Here is a 16,633-nt window from a genome sequence, read left to right as displayed (position 1 = left end):
GATAATTTTATGCACCCACACTTGATCAAATTACTCAGCCTGTCGGCCCTGACCGCCGGCATTCTCGCCGCCAGCGGTGGCGCGCGTGCCGATGAAGCCCAAGCGCCGAAATTCTCGGCTGAGCCGTGCTGCAGCCTGTGCCCGGCCGCCCACGACCCGAAGAACTACACCACGCGCTACCAGCAGAACTTCACCACGCTGGTGCAGGCCCAGGGCGACTGGCTGTTCCGTACCCAGGAAGACTTGCGCACCGAATTCGACACCACCCCGGCCGGCTACAAACGCATGCAGCAACTGCACGATGCGTTCAAGAGCAAAGGTGTGGAGTTGGTGGTGGTTTATCAACCGACCCGTGGCCTGGTAAACCGCAACAAGTTGAATCCGGCCGAGAAAGCCAGCTTCGATTTCGACAAGGCGCTGAAGAACTACAAGACCATGCTCGGCCGTTTCGCGCAGATGGGTTATGTGGTGCCGGACCTGTCGCCGCTGACCAACGAACAACTGCCGGACACCCTGCCCGCCCACGACTTCTACTTCCGCGGTGACCAGCACTGGACCCCGTACGGCGCCCAGCGCACGGCGAAAATCGTCGCCGAGAAGGTCAAGCAGATCCCGGCCTTCGCCGACATTCCCAAGCGCGAATTCGAGACCCATAAGTCGGGTCGCATGGGCAAGACCGGAACATTGCACAACATGGCCGGTCAACTCTGTGGCACCAGCTACGCGATCCAGTACATGGATCAGTTCACCACCGAGCCCAAGGGCGAAGCGGGCGATGGCGACCTGTTCGGCGATTCCGGCAATCCGCAGATCACCCTGGTCGGCACCAGCCACAGCGGCAAGAACTACAACTTCGCCGGTTTCCTCGAAGAGGCCATCGGCGCCGACATTCTCAACGTGGCGTTCCCCGGCGGCGGCCTGGAAGGTTCGATGCTGCAGTACCTGGGCAGCGACGAATTCCAGAAGAACCCGCCGAAGATTCTCATCTGGGAATTCTCGCCGCTCTACCGTCTCGACCAGGAAACCATCTACCGCCAGATGATGGCGCTGCTGGACAACGGTTGCGAAGGCAAGGATGCACAGATGTCCGGCAGCACCACATTGAAACCGGGCAAGAACGAATTGATGGTCAACAGCAAAAACCTGAACCTGCAAAACAGCAGTCACCAGGTCGACATCCGCTTCGCCGACACCTCGGTGAAAACCCTGCAAGCCACCCTCTGGTACATGAACGGGCGCCACGAGGACATCAAGATCGACAAACCGGAAACCTCCGACACCGACGGGCGTTTCGCCTTCGAGTTGCGCACGGACGAAGACTGGGCCTCGCAGAATCTGCTGGCCGTCGAAATCCAGGGCCCTGAAAAAGCGGGCGCGGCGCCACAGAAAGTCGAAGCCAAAATCTGCAAACGCAACGTATTCCCGGGCGCTGGACAACGTACCGCTTCAGCCGGGCAATGAGGTCTGCTATGCGAACTCCGAAACTTGCAACACTGACGCTGTTGAGCCTGGCGATGTTCGCCGGCGCTACTCAGGCCGCGGCGCCACTGCGTCCGCCCCAGGGTTACTTCGCGCCCATCGAAAAAGTCAAAACCGGCGACAAGAGCGAAGGCTGTGACGCGATGCCGGCGCCGTACACCGGCTCGCTGCAATTTCGCAGCAAGTACGAAGGCTCGGACAAAGCCCGTTCAACGCTGAACGTGCAATCGGAAAAAGCCTTTCGTGACAGCACCGCCGACATCACCAAGATCGAGCGCGGTACCAGCAAGCGCGTCATGCAGTTCATGCGTGACGGTCGCCCGGAACAACTCGAATGCACGCTCAACTGGTTGACTGCCTGGGCCAAGGCCGATGCCTTGATGTCCAAGGACTTCAACCACACCGGCAAGTCCATGCGCAAATGGGCGTTGGGCAGCATGGCGTCTTCGTACATTCGCCTGAAGTTTTCCGACTCCCATCCGCTGGCCAACCATCAGCAGGAGTCGCAGTTGATCGAAGCCTGGTTCAGCAAGATGGCCGATCAGGTGGTCAGCGACTGGGACAACCTGCCGCTGGAAAAAACCAACAACCACTCGTACTGGGCCGCCTGGTCGGTGATGGCAACTTCGGTCGCCACCAACCGCCGCGATCTGTTCGACTGGGCCGTGAAGGAATTCAAGGTCGGTGCCAATCAGGTCGACGCCCAGGGTTTCCTGCCCAACGAACTCAAGCGCCAGCAACGGGCGCTGGCCTACCACAACTACGCCCTGCCGCCGCTGGCGATGATCGCCAGTTTTGCCCAGGTCAACGGTGTGGATCTGCGCCAGGAAAACAACGGCGCGTTGAAACGCCTGGGTGACCGGGTGCTGGCCGGGGTGGAAGACCCGGATGAGTTCGAGAAAAAGAACGGCAAGAAACAGGACATGACCGACCTCAAGATCGACTCGAAATTCGCCTGGCTCGAACCGTTCTGCACGCTCTACACCTGCTCGCCGGATGTGCTTGAGAAGAAACACGAGATGCAACCGTTCAAGACCTTCCGCCTCGGCGGCGACCTGACCAAGGTCTACGACCCGGCCAACGAGAAGGGCAAAGGTTCTTAGCACCACCACAAAACCCCTGTAGGAGCTGGCTTGCCAGCGAAGACGTTCGCACATCCGACAAAGATGTCGACTGAAACACAGCCTTCGCTGGCAAGCCAGCTCCTACAGGGATCGTGGCGGTTTTGAATGCAATACACCCTCCGGTTTTCTGTGGGGGGTTTGGGGGGGCCGTTGGCCCTTGACTGTTGGTTAAACAAGGAGAGATCGGGATGGTTTTTTCGTCCAACGTGTTCCTGTTTTTGTTCTTGCCGATCTTTCTCGGCTTGTACTACCTGAGCGGGCAACGCTATCGCAATTTGCTGCTGCTGATCGCCAGCTACGTGTTCTACGCCTGGTGGCGTGTGGACTTCCTCGCCCTGTTCGCGGCGGTCACGCTGTGGAACTACTGGATCGGCCTGAAAGTCGGTGCCGCCGGCGTCAAGACCAAACCGGCACAGCGCTGGCTGCTGCTCGGCGTGGCCGTCGACCTGTGCATCCTCGGCTACTTCAAGTACGCCAACTTCGGTGTCGACAGCATCAACGCCATGATGACTTCCGTCGGTCTGGAGCCGTTCATCCTGACCCACGTGCTGTTGCCGATCGGGATCTCGTTCTACATCTTCGAGTCCATCAGCTACATCATCGACGTCTACCGTGGTGACACCCCGGCAACGCGCAACCTGATCGACTTCGCGGCGTTCGTGGCGATCTTCCCGCACCTGATCGCCGGCCCCGTGTTGCGTTTTCGCGACCTGGCCGACCAGTTCAACAACCGCACCCACACCCTCGACAAGTTCTCCGAGGGCTGCACGCGGTTCATGCAGGGTTTCATCAAGAAGGTCTTCATCGCCGACACCCTCGCGGTGGTGGCCGACCATTGCTTCGCCCTGCAAAACCCGACCACGGGTGATGCCTGGCTCGGCGCCCTCGCCTACACCGCGCAGTTGTACTTCGACTTCTCCGGCTACAGCGACATGGCCATCGGCCTGGGCTTGATGATGGGTTTCCGCTTCATGGAAAACTTCAAGCAGCCGTACATCAGCCAGTCGATCACCGAGTTCTGGCGCCGCTGGCACATCAGCCTGTCGACCTGGCTGCGTGACTACCTGTACATCACGCTGGGCGGTAACCGCAAAGGCACGCTGACCACCTACCGCAACCTGTTCCTGACCATGCTCCTCGGCGGCCTGTGGCACGGTGCGAACATCACCTACATCGTCTGGGGTGCGTGGCACGGCATGTGGCTGGCGATCGAGAAAGCCATCGGCCTGAACACTTCGCCGCGCAGCTTCAACCCGATCCGCTGGGCACTGACCTTCCTGCTGGTGGTGATGGGCTGGGTGATCTTCCGCGCAGAAAACCTGCACGTTGCCGGTCGCATGTACGGCGCGATGTTCAGCTTCGGCGACTGGTCGCTGTCGGAACTCAACCAGGCCAGCCTCACCGGCCTGCAGATCGCAACGTTGGTGGTGGCCTACGTGACCCTGGCGTTCTTCGGCCTGCGCGATTTCTACAGCAATCAGCCACCGGCCAAGACCAAGCCTGCAGTCAACGTCGATGCAGACGGCCCGGCCGCCGCAACAGCCGGCACGATCAAGGCCGTGCCTGGGGATAACCCGACGAGCATCCACCAGCCTGGCTACACCGTCGGCGTCGAAGCCCAGGTGCAACCGGCCTACTGGACCGCTGACTGGTCGCGTTACGCAATGCGTGCCCTGGTGCTGCTGCTGTTCATCGCCTCGATTCTCAAACTTTCGGCGCAAAGCTTCTCGCCGTTCCTTTACTTCCAGTTCTGAGGGATCTGACCATGACCCGCTCATTACGCATCTTCTACATCGCCCTGTTCCTGGTGACGCTGCTGGCCCTGGGCATGTGGTCGGTTCGCAGCTTCCTGGGCTTCAGCACCAACGCCGATGCGACGGTGCTCAACGGCCGTTGGACCAAGGCTGTGGAGACGCACTACGACGACGAGTTCCCGATCAAGCGCTTGGGCACCAACCTCTGGGCCGCGCTGGACTTCAAGCTGTTCAACGAGGGTCGTCCGGGCGTTGTGCTCGGTCGCGACCAGTGGCTGTACAGCGATGAAGAATTCCATCCGGTCGTCAACGAAGAGCTGAACCTGCAAGGCAACTACGCGCTGGTCGAAGGCGTGCGCCAGACCCTGAAGGACAAAGGCGTGCAATTGGTGATGGCAGTGGTGCCGGCCAAGGTGCGCCTGTACCCGGAACACCTCGGCGAGGTGAAACCGGCCAGCATCCACGCCAACCTCTACAAGGACTTCCACCAGCGCCTGGCGGCCGACCGGATTCCGGCACCGGACCTGCTGGGCCCGCTGCAAGCCGCCAAAAACGACGGCAAGCAAGTGTTCCTGCGCACCGACACCCACTGGACCCCGGAAGGCGCCGAGATTGCCGCCAACCGCCTGGCCAAAACCATTGCCGACAAGTACCCGCTGAGCGGCGATCCGCAAGACTTCGTCACCGAGCCTGCGGAAAAAATCACCCACAAGGGCGACCTGCGTCTGTTCCTGCCGCTGGATCCGCTGTTCGAAAACCTGATGCCGGCGCAAGAGCCTTTGCAAAAGCGCAACACGGTTGCCGCTGAAGGCCAGCCGGCCGGTGACGACGCCCTGTTCGCCAACACCGAAGTACCGGTTGCGCTGATCGGCACCAGCTACAGCGCCAACCCCAACTGGAACTTCGTCGGCGCGCTGAAACAAGCCCTGCGCAGCGACGTGGTCAGTTACGCCGAAGACGGCCACGGCCCGATCCTGCCGATGCTCAGCTACCTCAAAAGCGACGCTTTCAAGAACAGCCCGCCACAAGTGCTGATCTGGGAGTTTCCTGAACGCTATCTGCCTGTGAACAACGAAATCGGCGACGCCGACCCGCAGTGGGTCGCAGAGCTTAAACAAGCCGGCGCCCGCCAACAAAACGTAGCCATTAACGCTAAATCCGAGACGCCCGACCGGGCGCAAAACTGAAAGAGAGAGGTACTACCATGACTTTCAAGACTACTCCTCGTCGTCTCGCCAAGACTTTTGCTCTGGTTGCTGGTATGAGCGTGCTTTCGATGCAAGCGTTCGCCGCTGGCGACGCCGCGCTGTACGGCCCGACCGCACCAAAAGGCTCGTCCTTCGTGCGCATCTATAACGCCAGCAACGCCGAAGTCAGCGCCACCGTCGGCAGCACCAACCTGAGCGATGTCGCGCCGTTGTCCAGCAGCGACTTCAGCTTCATGCCCGGCGGTGACTACAGCGCCAAGGTCGGCAGCCAGACCCTGCCGGTGAAACTGGCCGGCGACCACTATTACACCCTGGTCAACAACGCCAGCGGCGCGCCGCAACTGATTGAAGAGCCACCGTTCAAGAACAAGCAGAAATCCCTGGTACGCGTGCAGAACCTCAGCGACAAGGCGCTGACCCTGAAAACCGCCGACGGCAAGACCGACGTGGTGCCGAACGTGGCCGCCAAAGGCCGTGGCGAGCGTGAAATCAACCCGGTGAAAGTCAGCCTCGCGCTATACGATGGGGCAACAAAAGTCGGCGACGTGAAGCCAGTCGCCCTGGAACGCGGTGAAGCTGCGGTGCTGTACGTCACCGGCAGCGGCAGCAGCCTGTCGCCGGTCTGGGTAAAACGCCCGGTATCGACGCGCTAAAGAATTTTCCGAAAGCTGACCGCAAGCGCGTCCCTGTAGGAGCTGGCTTGCCAGCGAAGGCGTCCTCAAGGGCCCCTTCGCCGGCAAGCCGGCTCCTACAGAAGAACCGAGTCAGCCTTTGGACACGGAACAAAAACAAGAGTGAAACGACACAGCGTTCGTAGCTCTAACCAAACGATTTTCAAGGAGTAACAACATGATTCCGGTGATCTTGTCAGGTGGTAGTGGCTCGCGTCTTTGGCCGCTTTCCCGTAAGCAGTTCCCTAAACAGTTCCTGGCCCTGACCGGCGAACACACCCTGTTCCAGCAAACCCTGGAACGCCTGGTGTTCGAAGGCATGGACACGCCGATCGTGGTCTGCAACAAGGAACACCGCTTCATCGTCAACGAGCAGTTGGCCACGCGCAAACTGGAAACCCAACGCATCCTGATGGAACCGTTCGGCCGCAACACCGCTCCGGCCGTGGCCCTGACCGCGATGATGCTGGTCAACGAAGGCCGTGACGAACTGATGTTGGTATTGCCGGCCGACCACGTGCTGGAAGACCAGAAAGCCCTGCAACGCGCCCTGGCCCTGGCCACCGTCGCCGCCGAAAACGGTGAAATGGTGCTGTTCGGCGTACCGGCCACCAAACCGGAAACCGGTTACGGCTACATCAAGTCGACCAACGATTCGCTGCTGCCCGAAGGCGTCAGCCGCGTTTCGCACTTTGTCGAAAAACCGGATGTCAAACGCGCCACCGAGTATGTGCAGTCTGGCGGTTACTTCTGGAACAGCGGCATGTTCCTGTTCCGCGCCAGCCGCTTCCTCGAAGAGCTGAAAAAACACGATCCGGACATCTACGACACCTGCCTGCTGACCCTGGAACGCAGCGCCCAGGACGCCGACACCGTGAGCATCGACGAAGCCACCTTCGCCTGCTGCCCGGACAATTCCATCGACTACTCGGTGATGGAAAAAACCCAGCGCGCTTGCGTGGTGCCGCTGACCGCCGGTTGGAGCGATGTCGGCTGCTGGTCGTCGTTGTGGGAAGTGAATGCAAAAGATGCCAACGGCAACGTCACCAAGGGCGATGTGGTGATCCAGGACAGCAAGAACTGCATGATCCACGGCAACGGCAAGCTGGTGTCGGTGATCGGCCTGGAAAACATCGTCGTGGTCGAAACCAAGGACGCCATGATGATCGCCCACAAGGACAAGGTCCAAGGCGTCAAGCAGATGGTCAACACCCTCAACGAACAGGGCCGCAGCGAAACCCAGAACCACTGCGAAGTCTACCGTCCGTGGGGCTCCTACGATTCGGTGGACATGGGCGGGCGCTTCCAGGTCAAGCACATCTCGGTCAAGCCGGGCGCGTGCCTGTCGTTGCAGATGCACCACCACCGTGCCGAGCACTGGATCGTCGTCAGCGGCACCGCGGAAGTAACCTGCGATGAGAATGTGTTCCTGTTGACGGAAAACCAGTCGACCTACATTCCGATTGCTTCGGTTCACCGTCTGCGCAATCCGGGCAAGATTCCACTCGAGATCATCGAAGTGCAATCGGGCAGCTATCTGGGCGAAGACGATATCGAGCGGTTTGAAGATATCTACGGGCGCACTGCGCCGATCGAGCGTGGCGTGTCGGTGAAGACCATCGCGCAGTAAGCGATCGCTGAAACAAAAAGCCCCCGTCCGGTCCACTGCGTCCCCTATCCGCAGTGGGTTGGGCGGGGGCTTTTTTTGTCTGGATGATCGTTCCCACGCTCCGCGTGGGAATGCAGCCGGGGACGCTCCGCGTCCCATTGGAACGCGGAGCGTCCCTTGAGGCATTCCCACGCAGAGCGTGGGAACGATCAACCGCAGACATCAGCCCATCGCCAACTTCCCCTGCACTTAGGTAGGATGGTCTTCTCCCTCTCCAAGGTTTGCGCGTCATGTTCATCGGCGTCCTGCTGGTCATCACCTGGCTGATCCTGTTGCTGCGCTATCCGGCCAAGGCCTTGCCGGTGTCGATGGCAGCTGCCGTGGGCCTGGGTATCGTCGCGACCTGGGTCATCTGGATGGACCACCGCGAACTCAAGCAACTGGAGCGCCTGGAGTTGCGCATCAGCTACGCACCGCAACACTGCCCGGCAGACCGCCCACTGCAACTGACCATGAACAACGGCAACGATGTACCGCTGACCGAATTGCGCTGGCGTGTCGCCGCTTATGCGCCGGGCGACACGGTCAATCTCGCCGACAATCAGTACACCGCCCCACGCTACCGCGGGCCTGGCGAATTGCAGGCCGGTGGCAACTGGGAAGACTGCTTGCCGTTGCCGCCCCTGCGTCCCGGCTATCGCCCGGAAACTTTGGAGTTTCGCGCCGAGCGTTTGCACGGTACTTTCTCCGACTGAGCTTTCCCCCACCGTCTGCACAAGGACCGCGCCATGCCCGTTGCGTTGATTACCGGATGTTCCAGCGGCATCGGCCGCGCCCTCGCCGATGCGTTCAAGGCTGCCGGTTACGAAGTCTGGGCCAGTGCCCGCAAGGCTGAAGATGTCGCAGCACTGACCGCCGCCGGTTTTACCGCCGTGCAACTGGATGTCAACGATGGCCAGGCACTCGAACAGCTGGGCGAACGGATCAACCGGCAATATGGCGGCCTCGATGTGCTGGTCAATAACGCTGGCTACGGCGCCATGGGCCCGCTGCTCGATGGTGGCGTGCAGGCGATGCAACGCCAGTTTGAAACCAACGTGTTCGCCATCGTTGGCGTGACCCGGGCGTTATTTCCGGTGTTGCGTCGGGCCAAGGGCATCGTGGTGAACATCGGCAGCGTTTCGGGTGTTCTGGTGACGCCGTTCGCCGGCGCTTACTGCGCGTCGAAAGCGGCGGTGCATGCCTTGAGCGATGCCTTGCGCATGGAGCTGGCACCTTTTGGCGTGCGGGTCATGGAGGTTCAGCCAGGCGCCATCGCGTCCAGTTTCGCCAAGAATGCCGGCCACGAAGCCGAGCAACTGATCAGCGAACAATCACCCTGGTTCCCGCTGCGCGAAGGCATTCGGGCACGGGCCAAGGCCTCCCAGGACAACCCGACGCCCGCCAGTGAATTTGCTGCCGGGTTACTCAAGGCCGTGCAGCAGGGTAAACCGCCGCGGTTGATTCGCCTCGGCAATGGCAGCCGGGCGTTGCCGTTGCTGGCGGGGTTGTTGCCCAAGGGTTTGCTGGAGTCGGCGTTGATGAAGCGGTTCGGGTTGCGCGGGCAACTCTGAGACCGCTGCGCCCCCATCGCGAGCAGGCTCGTTCCCACAGGTACCGTGGCGTTCCTTGTGGGAGCGAGCCTACTCGCGAATGCAGACGACTCGGTCCAGTAGTCAGTTAACAACCACGGTGCAAGTAATCCCTGCCGCCAACAGCACCCCCTCCGGCACTTCATCAATGTGAATCCGCACCGGCACGCGCTGGGCCAGGCGCACCCAGTTGAAGGTCGGGTTCACGTCGGCGATCAGCTCGCGGCTTTCCGGGTTGTCGCGGTCGTAGATGCCGCGCGAAATGCTTTCCACATGGCCCTTGAGCACTTCGCCGCTCATCAGTTGCATGTCGGCCTTGTCGCCGACGCGCACGTGGGGCAGTTTGGTTTCTTCGAAGAAGCCGTAGACCCAGAACGAGTTCATGTCGACCACGGCCATCTTCGCTTCACCGATGCGCGCGTAGTCGCCGCGATGCACATTCAGGTTGGTCACGTAGCCGTCGACGGCCGCACGGACTTCGGTGCGCTTGAGGTTGAGCTCGGCGGCTTCCAGCTGGGCCTGGGCGTGCTGGTAGTCGGCCAGGGCCGAGTCGGCGATGTTGCTGGCGTCGTCGCGGTTTTCCCTGGAGATCACCAGGTTGTCCAGGTCGGCGCGGCGGTGGGCGTTGACCTTGCGCATCTCCCAGGTGGCCTTGCGCGATGCCACCAGTGACTGCGCCTGCTTGACCGCGAGGCGGTAGTGTTCGGGGTCGATGCGCATCAACAGATCGCCCTTCTTCACCAATTGGTTATCGCGTACCGGCACATCCACCACTTCGCCCGTGACATCGGCGGCCACATTGATGATGTCGGCGCGCACCCGGCCATCGCGGGTCCATGGGGTATTCATGTAGTGCTCCCAGAGGGAGCGGCCGATCCATATCGCGAGGGCAAGCACCAACAGGGTCGCGAGCAGGCTGAAAAGCTTTTTCATCAGGGCGTTCTCAGTGATAGACAGTCAGCGCCAGGGCGCCGAACAGACAGGTAAACAGGCTCAGGCGCAGCAGCGCCGGGTGCCAGAAAAAGCGGTACAGGTCGAACCCGGACAGGAACCGGTCAAATCCCCAGGCCAACACCGCGGCAATCAAAAACATCAGGGTCATGGTCGGCATGTAGACGCCGTGGAAGGCGATTTCACGGGGCATGTTCAAGTCCTCGGGGCCTGGGCATAGCTGGACAGGGGCGATTGCGGATCCAGCAACGAAGTGCGAATGAAGTGCAGGTAGCTCTTTACCCGACGCAACGCCGACGTATCGAAGTGCGGGGCGAAGGGCTCATCGGTGGCTTGCACGCGACTGATCGCGTGGTCGACGGCGATCAGGGCGCGCTCCAGATTGCTCTGGCCCGGTTGCAGGAACAGCCGCACCAGCGAACGGCCCATCACGCGGATCGACTGGCGCCACGGCTGGGATTCGGCGTACGCCGGATGCACCGGCAGGATCGCCTGTTCCTTGCGCAACTCGATGATCGCGTGCCCGACTTCCAGCACCACGAACATCCAGCGCAGCAGATCGCGCTGGACCTGTGGTTGCCCCGCCGCGAAGCCGTAGGCCTGATGCACCAGGTCGCGGGTGCGGCTTTCGAAGCTCGACGCCAGGCCCTTGAGCTTGCCGCTGATGGCGTACACCACCTGGCCACGCAGATCCTGTTCCAGGCGTCGCCACAACCAGCGGCTGTTGGGCGGCAGGATGATTGCCCCGGCCGCCGCGCACACCAGCATGCCGATCACCATGGCGATGTAGTCGTTGATGAAGGTGTAGGGGTTGTAGACCGTGAGGTTGTCCGGCACCGAACCGATACTGAAAAAGATCAGCAAGCCCACCCCGACGCCCGCGTATTGCGGCCGCGATGCCAGGAACGCGCCCAGCACGAACACCGGTGCGAGCATCACGCACAGCAAGGGAAAACCATCGATCCACGGGTAGATGAAAAACATCTCGGCGAAGCCGATCACCGCTCCGAGCAAGGTACCGCAAGCCATCTGGAACGCCATGCGCTTGGGGTTTGGCGTGGCGGCGGACAGGCCCACGGTGGCAGCAGCGACCAAGGTCATGGTTGCCCCGCTCGGCCACGCCGTGGCCACCCAATAGCTGCCCAGCACCAGGAGAATGAACGAGGCACGAATTCCCGAAGCCGCCGACGCCAGCCAGTTGGTTTGCGGCGTGAAGGGTTCGTCCCAATTCTCGCGCTCATGACTGTGATCAGCCAGGGACGCGTGGGTCTGTGCATAACTGTGCAAGTCATCGACGAAGCGATAGAGCAGTTCGTAGGCGGTGTGGAAATCCAGTTGTTCGGCGTCAGTCGGGTTGCTCTGCTGATAGATCGCCCGCAGGCTGCGCACCCGTGACGGCAAACCTTCCTTGTACGCCGTCAGCGCTGTGACCAGCCGTGCCGCATCGGCGCTGGTCAGGGCGCGGCCGCTGAAGCCGTCGAGCAGCTCTGCGAGATCCTGCAGGCCCGGTTTGATCGCCGCCTCCGCATGGTCGCAGCCGCTGCTGCGCAGGCGTTCGAGCAACTGGTGCAAGGCGTTGAAACGGGTGGTAATGCCCATGAACTCGCTGTTCAAGCGACTGAGCCGACCATTGCGCCGGCGCATGTGCGGGTCTTCGAACACCGTCACGCTGCGCAGCCCTTCCAACCCGACCGCCTCGGCGATGAAGCGCACGTTGCTGGCCTCGAACGCGTCGCGCTTGCTGCGGCCGCGCAAGCCGTCGGTGACGAACAGGGCAAACACACCAAAGCGTTGATACAAGGCATTGCGCATGGAGGCACTGGCGGATTGCGGCAGGATCGCGGCGCTGACCAGGGTCGAGCAGAGAATCCCCAGGGAGATTTCCAGCACCCGCCAGACCGCCATCATGAACGCGCCGTCGGGATGCGCCAGCGCTGGCAATCCGACCATCGCCGCGGTGTAGCCGGCCAGCACAAAACCATAGGCGCGGAAGTTGCGACTGCGCGCCGCGCCGGCCGAGCAGATGCCGACCCAGATCGCCAGCGCGCCGAGGAACAGTTCGGTGTTCTGCGCGAACAGGGCGATCAACGCCACCATCACCGCCGAACCGGCCAAGGTGCCGAGGAAGCGATAGAAGCTCTTGGCGAACACCTGGCCGCTTTGCGGCTGCATGACGATGAACACGGTGATCATCGCCGTGCGCGGCTGCGGCAATTCCAGGCGCATGGCCAGCCACAGGGTCAGGAACGCTGCGATCAATACCTTGAAAATGTAGACCCAGGTCACGCCATCGCTGCGTGCCCAGTCGAAGAAACCCCGGCGCCATTCAAGGGAATAGAGCCAGCGCAAGGGTGCGGGCAAGGGAGTCATCAGATCCTGCTCAAAGAAATTAAGTCCTGATTCGGGACCTGTGGGAGCCAGCCTGCTGGCGATTGCGGTCTGACATTCAACATTGATGTCGACTGACACTCCCTCATCGCGAGCAGGCTCACTCCTACAGGGGTTGTGTTCAACGCAACAGACTCGGGGTTTTCGGAGCGGCTGTCTGGCTGTCTTTCGGCACATCGTTACCGGCGCCGAGGCCACCACCCAATGCAGTTACCAGCTCCGCATGGGCACTCAGGCGCGCCGCCTGCACCTGTTGCTGCACCTGCTGCTGCTTGAACAACAGCGTCTGCGCATTGAGCACGTTGAGGTAATCGGTGAGCCCGCGCTGGTAAGCGATCATCGCGATGTCATAGGTTTTCTGCGCCGTGGCCACCGACTCGGCGGCGAAGGTTTGCTGCTTGTCCATGGACTCGCGACGAATCAATTGATCGGAGATGTTCTTCAGGGCATTGACCAGGGTCTGGTTGTACCTGGCCACGGCAATGTCATAACCGGCCGAAGCCTCACCCAGCTCCGCGCGCAAACGGCCTCCATCGAAAATCGGCAGGGAAATCGCCGGCCCCACGTTGTAGTTGAGTTTCCTGCCGGTCAGGAACTCCAGCGCCCCGCCCCCCGTGGCCATGTAGCCCAGGCTGCCGACCAGATCGACGTTGGGATAGAAGCCGGCATGCGCCACATCGATACCCCGGGCCTGCGCCGCCACTTGCCAGCGGCTGGCGACCACGTCCGGACGTTGCCCGAGCAACTGCGCCGGCAACGACGACGGCAGCTTCAGCGCGGCGCCCAGCGACAGGGTCGGCCGTTGCAACTGCGCCCCCTCCCCCGGTCCCTTGCCTGCGAGTGCGGCCAGTTGGTTGCGGCTCAGGGCGATTTCCTCGTCCAGCGCATCGATCTGGCGATGGGTTTCCGGCAGGGGCGTCTCGGCCTGGCTGACTTCGAAATGGGTGCCAATGCCGCCGTTCAGGCGTTTTTGCGCCAGATCGAGGATTTGCTGTTGCTGCTTCAATGTCGCTTCGACGATGTCCCGCTGCGCGTAATGCAGCGAGAGCTCGATGTAGACGCGCACGATGTTGTTCTGCAGTTCGAGCTGCGCCTGACGCGCTTCAGCGACCGTCATGTGGGCCATGTCCACGGCACGCTCGGTGGCGTTGCTTTCACGGCCCCAGAGGTCAAGGGCGTAACTGAAGCCCAGCGCGGCGTTGTTGTCCCAAGTGGTGCTGTTGGCCAGATCGCCGGGGCCATAGAACTGATCGGTGGGCCAGTTGTGGCGCTTGAGGGTGGTTTGGCCGTTGATCTGCAACGACTCGGCCGACTCGGCCACACCGGCCATGGACCGGGCCTGACGCACCCGCGCGGCGGCCATGGCCATGCTCGGGCTGCCTTGCACGGCGAGGTCGATCCAGCGATTGAGTTGCGGATCGCCATAAGCCTGCCACCATTGGGCGGTGGGCCAATGCGCATCCTGTGCCGCGCTCTGGATGGCTTCGTCGGTGGCCAGTGAATCAGCCTCCAGCGCCTTGCCCTGGGGGGCAATACCTCCGGTTCCGATGCAGCCGCTGATTGCCAGGGTTAAAGCCAGAATACTGAGGGGTTGAAGCGCTCTGCTGATGCGACGCGGCACTGCTGCGATTTCCTGAAATGGGGAGATCTGTAGGAGCGTGGCTTGCCCGCGAAAGGCGCGCCGCTGTTTCACAGGCACACCGCGTTATCGTTCTTCGCGGGCAAGCCTCGCTCCTACAAGGGAACGGCGTAATTCTAGGGGTGGGTTTTGAAGGCGATAAGCTGGGATTCCTGTGAATCTTTGTTACCGTTAACGCGATAATCCCTTTGTAGGGGTCTCAGGCCCTGAAACTTCGTGTCACAATTTGCCATCGAACCCGAGAGCACCCCATGGACACATTGCAAAACATGCGCGCCTTCAGTTACGTGGCCGAGGCCGGCAGCTTCACCGCCGCCGCGGTGCAACTGGACACCACCACGGCCAACGTCTCGCGCGCGGTCTCCAACCTGGAAGCCCACCTGCAAACCCGTCTGCTCAACCGAACGACACGACGCATCGCCCTGACCGAAGCCGGCAAGCGCTATTTGCTGCGCTGCGAGCAGATCCTGACGTACGTCGAAGAAGCCGAAGCCGAGGCCAGCGACGCCCACGCGCGCCCGGCCGGGCAGCTCAAGGTTCACACCATGACCGGCATCGGCCAGCACTTCGTGATCGACGCCATCGCCCGCTATCGCAAGACCCACCCGGACGTGACCTTCGACCTGACCATGGCCAACCGCGTACCTGATCTGCTGGACGAGGGCTACGACGTGTCCATCGTGCTCGCCAGCGAACTGCCGGACTCCGGTTTCGTTTCCCAGCGCCTGGGGATTACCTACAGCATCGTTTGTGCGTCGCCGGCCTATGTCAAAGCCAACGGCTGCGCGCAAAAACCCAGCGACCTGCTGAACCACGCCTGCCTGCGCCTGGTGAGCCCGGTCATCCCCCTGGAAAAGTGGGCCTTCGACGGTCCCGAGGGCCAGGAAATGGTCACCATCAACAGCTCGCCGTTCCTGGTGAACTCGGCCGACGCGATGAAAACCGCGATCATCAGCGGCATGGGCATCGGGGTACTGCCGCTGTATGCAGCGATCGACGGCTTGCGTAACGGCACGCTGGTGCGGGTGATGCCCAAGTACCGTTCCCAGGAGCTGAACCTGTACGCGATCTATCCGTCGCGACAGTACCTGGATGCGAAGATCAAGACTTGGGTGGAGTACCTGCGCGGCTCGTTGCCGGAGCTGTTGGCGGCGCATCAGGCGGAATTGGCGGCGTATGAATTGAGCGGCAGTCTCGCCGGGGCGCGAGTGGCGACCTGATTGCAGGTCTGTCCGGGATCTGATCGTTCCCACGCGCAGCAAAGGAATGCCGCCAGGGACGCTCCGCGTTCCGCTGACGACGCATGACATGAGCCATGCGCAACGGTGACGCGGAGCGTCACAGGATGCATTCCCACGCAGAGCGTGGGAACGATCATTTAGAGGTCCGGCTTTTTTATGGCCTGGGCTAGATCAATGCAAGATCTGGCTCAGGAACAGCTTGGTGCGTTCGTTCTGCGGGTTATCGAAGAAGTCGTTCGGTGCCGCCTGTTCGACGATTTCACCCTTGTCCATGAAGATCACGCGGTTGGCCACAGTGCGGGCAAAGCCCATTTCGTGGGTCACGCAGAGCATGGTCATGCCGTCTTCAGCCAGGCCGATCATGGTATCCAGCACCTCTTTCACCATCTCTGGGTCGAGTGCCGAAGTCGGTTCGTCAAACAGCATGATTTTCGGTTTCATGCACAGCGCACGGGCAATCGCCACACGCTGTTGCTGACCGCCGGACAGTTGCCCCGGGTATTTGTGCGCCTGCTCCGGAATGCGTACGCGCTCCAGGTAGTGCATGGCGATTTCCTCGGCCTTGCGCTTGGGCATCTTGCGCACCCACATCGGCGCCAGGGTGCAGTTCTGCAGGATGGTCAGGTGCGGGAACAGGTTGAAGTGCTGGAACACCATGCCGACTTCACGGCGGATCGCTTCGATCTGCTTGAGGTCGTTGGTCAGTTCCACGCCATCGACCACGATGCGGCCCTGCTGGTGTTCTTCCAGGCGGTTGAGGCAGCGGATGGTGGTGGACTTGCCCGAACCCGACGGGCCGCACAAAACGATGCGCTCGCCCTGCTTGACGTTGAGGTTGATGTCCTTGAGTACGTGGAACTGGCCGTACCACTTGTTCACGCCCTGCATCTGGATAATGCCTTCAGGGCTCACAGGCTTCTTGATTGCTTCGCTCATAA

13 protein-coding genes and 1 pseudogene are annotated in these 16,633 nt (G+C 61.5%); 9 read left to right on the top strand and 5 right to left on the bottom strand.

The window, feature by feature from the left end; translation table 11 throughout:
* Positions 1–9: 9 nt before the first annotated feature.
* The 8 genes from HFK74_RS24815 to HFK74_RS24780 all read left to right on the top strand — a co-directional run bounded on the left by HFK74_RS24815 (position 10) and on the right by HFK74_RS24780 (position 9,458).
* The gene (locus HFK74_RS24815) at positions 10–1,461 is read left to right on the top strand and encodes an alginate O-acetyltransferase (protein ID WP_180205786.1); all 1,452 of its coding nucleotides are present in this window, start codon (positions 10–12) and stop codon (positions 1,459–1,461) included.
* An 8-nt stretch (positions 1,462–1,469) separates the two neighbouring features.
* Positions 1,470–2,582: a mannuronate-specific alginate lyase gene (locus HFK74_RS24810; protein WP_180205785.1), complete on the top strand. Its 1,113-nt coding sequence runs from the start codon at positions 1,470–1,472 to the stop codon at positions 2,580–2,582.
* Positions 2,583–2,791: 209 nt separating this feature from the next.
* Positions 2,792–4,357, top strand: a complete 1,566-nt coding sequence (locus tag HFK74_RS24805; protein ID WP_180205784.1) for an MBOAT family protein — start codon at positions 2,792–2,794, stop codon at positions 4,355–4,357.
* Between the two features lie 11 nt (positions 4,358–4,368).
* Positions 4,369–5,544: an alginate O-acetyltransferase gene (locus tag HFK74_RS24800; RefSeq protein ID WP_180205783.1), complete on the top strand. Its 1,176-nt coding sequence runs from the start codon at positions 4,369–4,371 to the stop codon at positions 5,542–5,544.
* A gap of 17 nt (positions 5,545–5,561) precedes the next feature.
* Positions 5,562–6,218, top strand: a complete 657-nt coding sequence (locus HFK74_RS24795) for an alginate O-acetyltransferase AlgF (protein WP_110746934.1) — start codon at positions 5,562–5,564, stop codon at positions 6,216–6,218.
* A 196-nt stretch (positions 6,219–6,414) separates the two neighbouring features.
* The gene (locus HFK74_RS24790) at positions 6,415–7,866 is read left to right on the top strand and encodes a mannose-1-phosphate guanylyltransferase/mannose-6-phosphate isomerase (RefSeq protein WP_180205782.1); all 1,452 of its coding nucleotides are present in this window, start codon (positions 6,415–6,417) and stop codon (positions 7,864–7,866) included.
* A 269-nt stretch (positions 7,867–8,135) separates the two neighbouring features.
* A complete protein-coding gene (locus tag HFK74_RS24785) occupies positions 8,136–8,600 on the top strand; it encodes a multidrug transporter (RefSeq protein ID WP_180205781.1) in 465 nt (154 codons plus the stop codon).
* Positions 8,601–8,633: 33 nt separating this feature from the next.
* Positions 8,634–9,458 (top strand): SDR family oxidoreductase, encoded by an 825-nt coding sequence (locus HFK74_RS24780; RefSeq protein ID WP_180205780.1) that lies wholly within the window; start codon positions 8,634–8,636, stop codon positions 9,456–9,458.
* 102 nt (positions 9,459–9,560) lie between these two features.
* On the opposite strand, the gene HFK74_RS24775 is transcribed toward HFK74_RS24780, so the two are convergent.
* From HFK74_RS24775 to HFK74_RS24760, 4 genes and pseudogenes are all read right to left on the bottom strand, one after another.
* On the bottom strand, positions 9,561–10,409 hold the full coding sequence (locus tag HFK74_RS24775; protein WP_180205779.1) for an HlyD family secretion protein: 849 nt from the start codon (positions 10,407–10,409) through the stop codon (positions 9,561–9,563).
* 10 nt (positions 10,410–10,419) lie between these two features.
* Positions 10,420–10,620, bottom strand: coding sequence for a DUF1656 domain-containing protein (locus tag HFK74_RS24770; protein ID WP_180205778.1), 201 nt, complete (start codon positions 10,618–10,620; stop codon positions 10,420–10,422).
* Positions 10,610–12,797 (bottom strand): annotated as a pseudogene (locus tag HFK74_RS24765) (FUSC family protein). Before HFK74_RS24765 ends, HFK74_RS24770 begins: the two are co-directional and overlap by 11 nt.
* 139 nt (positions 12,798–12,936) lie before the next feature.
* Complete coding sequence (locus HFK74_RS24760; protein WP_180205776.1) at positions 12,937–14,436, bottom strand: efflux transporter outer membrane subunit; 1,500 nt, start codon at positions 14,434–14,436, stop codon at positions 12,937–12,939.
* Between the two features lie 269 nt (positions 14,437–14,705).
* On the opposite strand from HFK74_RS24760, the gene HFK74_RS24755 reads away from it, so the two are divergent.
* The gene (locus HFK74_RS24755; RefSeq protein WP_180205775.1) at positions 14,706–15,674 is read left to right on the top strand and encodes a LysR family transcriptional regulator; all 969 of its coding nucleotides are present in this window, start codon (positions 14,706–14,708) and stop codon (positions 15,672–15,674) included.
* A gap of 192 nt (positions 15,675–15,866) precedes the next feature.
* Here HFK74_RS24755 and HFK74_RS24750 read toward each other — a convergent pair whose 3' ends face one another.
* Positions 15,867–16,631 (bottom strand): amino acid ABC transporter ATP-binding protein, encoded by a 765-nt coding sequence (locus HFK74_RS24750; RefSeq protein ID WP_007905492.1) that lies wholly within the window; start codon positions 16,629–16,631, stop codon positions 15,867–15,869.
* Positions 16,632–16,633 lie beyond the last annotated feature (2 nt).

This window comes from Pseudomonas sp. SbOxS1 (genome assembly GCF_013416725.1).
GTDB lineage: Bacteria > Pseudomonadota > Gammaproteobacteria > Pseudomonadales > Pseudomonadaceae > Aquipseudomonas.
The sequence above is the reverse complement of the archived record's forward strand: the minus strand, read 5'-3'. Positions and strand labels throughout refer to the sequence as shown.

Coding starts and splice junctions, on each gene's coding strand:
- HFK74_RS24815 (WP_180205786.1), top strand. CDS start 10: ATGCACCCACACTTGATCAAATTACTCAGCCTGTCGGCCCTGACCGCC.
- HFK74_RS24810 (WP_180205785.1), top strand. CDS start 1,470: ATGCGAACTCCGAAACTTGCAACACTGACGCTGTTGAGCCTGGCGATG.
- HFK74_RS24805 (WP_180205784.1), top strand. CDS start 2,792: ATGGTTTTTTCGTCCAACGTGTTCCTGTTTTTGTTCTTGCCGATCTTT.
- HFK74_RS24800 (WP_180205783.1), top strand. CDS start 4,369: ATGACCCGCTCATTACGCATCTTCTACATCGCCCTGTTCCTGGTGACG.
- HFK74_RS24795 (WP_110746934.1), top strand. CDS start 5,562: ATGACTTTCAAGACTACTCCTCGTCGTCTCGCCAAGACTTTTGCTCTG.
- HFK74_RS24790 (WP_180205782.1), top strand. CDS start 6,415: ATGATTCCGGTGATCTTGTCAGGTGGTAGTGGCTCGCGTCTTTGGCCG.
- HFK74_RS24785 (WP_180205781.1), top strand. CDS start 8,136: ATGTTCATCGGCGTCCTGCTGGTCATCACCTGGCTGATCCTGTTGCTG.
- HFK74_RS24780 (WP_180205780.1), top strand. CDS start 8,634: ATGCCCGTTGCGTTGATTACCGGATGTTCCAGCGGCATCGGCCGCGCC.
- HFK74_RS24775 (WP_180205779.1), bottom strand. CDS start 10,409: ATGAAAAAGCTTTTCAGCCTGCTCGCGACCCTGTTGGTGCTTGCCCTC.
- HFK74_RS24770 (WP_180205778.1), bottom strand. CDS start 10,620: ATGCCCCGTGAAATCGCCTTCCACGGCGTCTACATGCCGACCATGACC.
- HFK74_RS24755 (WP_180205775.1), top strand. CDS start 14,706: ATGGACACATTGCAAAACATGCGCGCCTTCAGTTACGTGGCCGAGGCC.
- HFK74_RS24750 (WP_007905492.1), bottom strand. CDS start 16,631: ATGAGCGAAGCAATCAAGAAGCCTGTGAGCCCTGAAGGCATTATCCAG.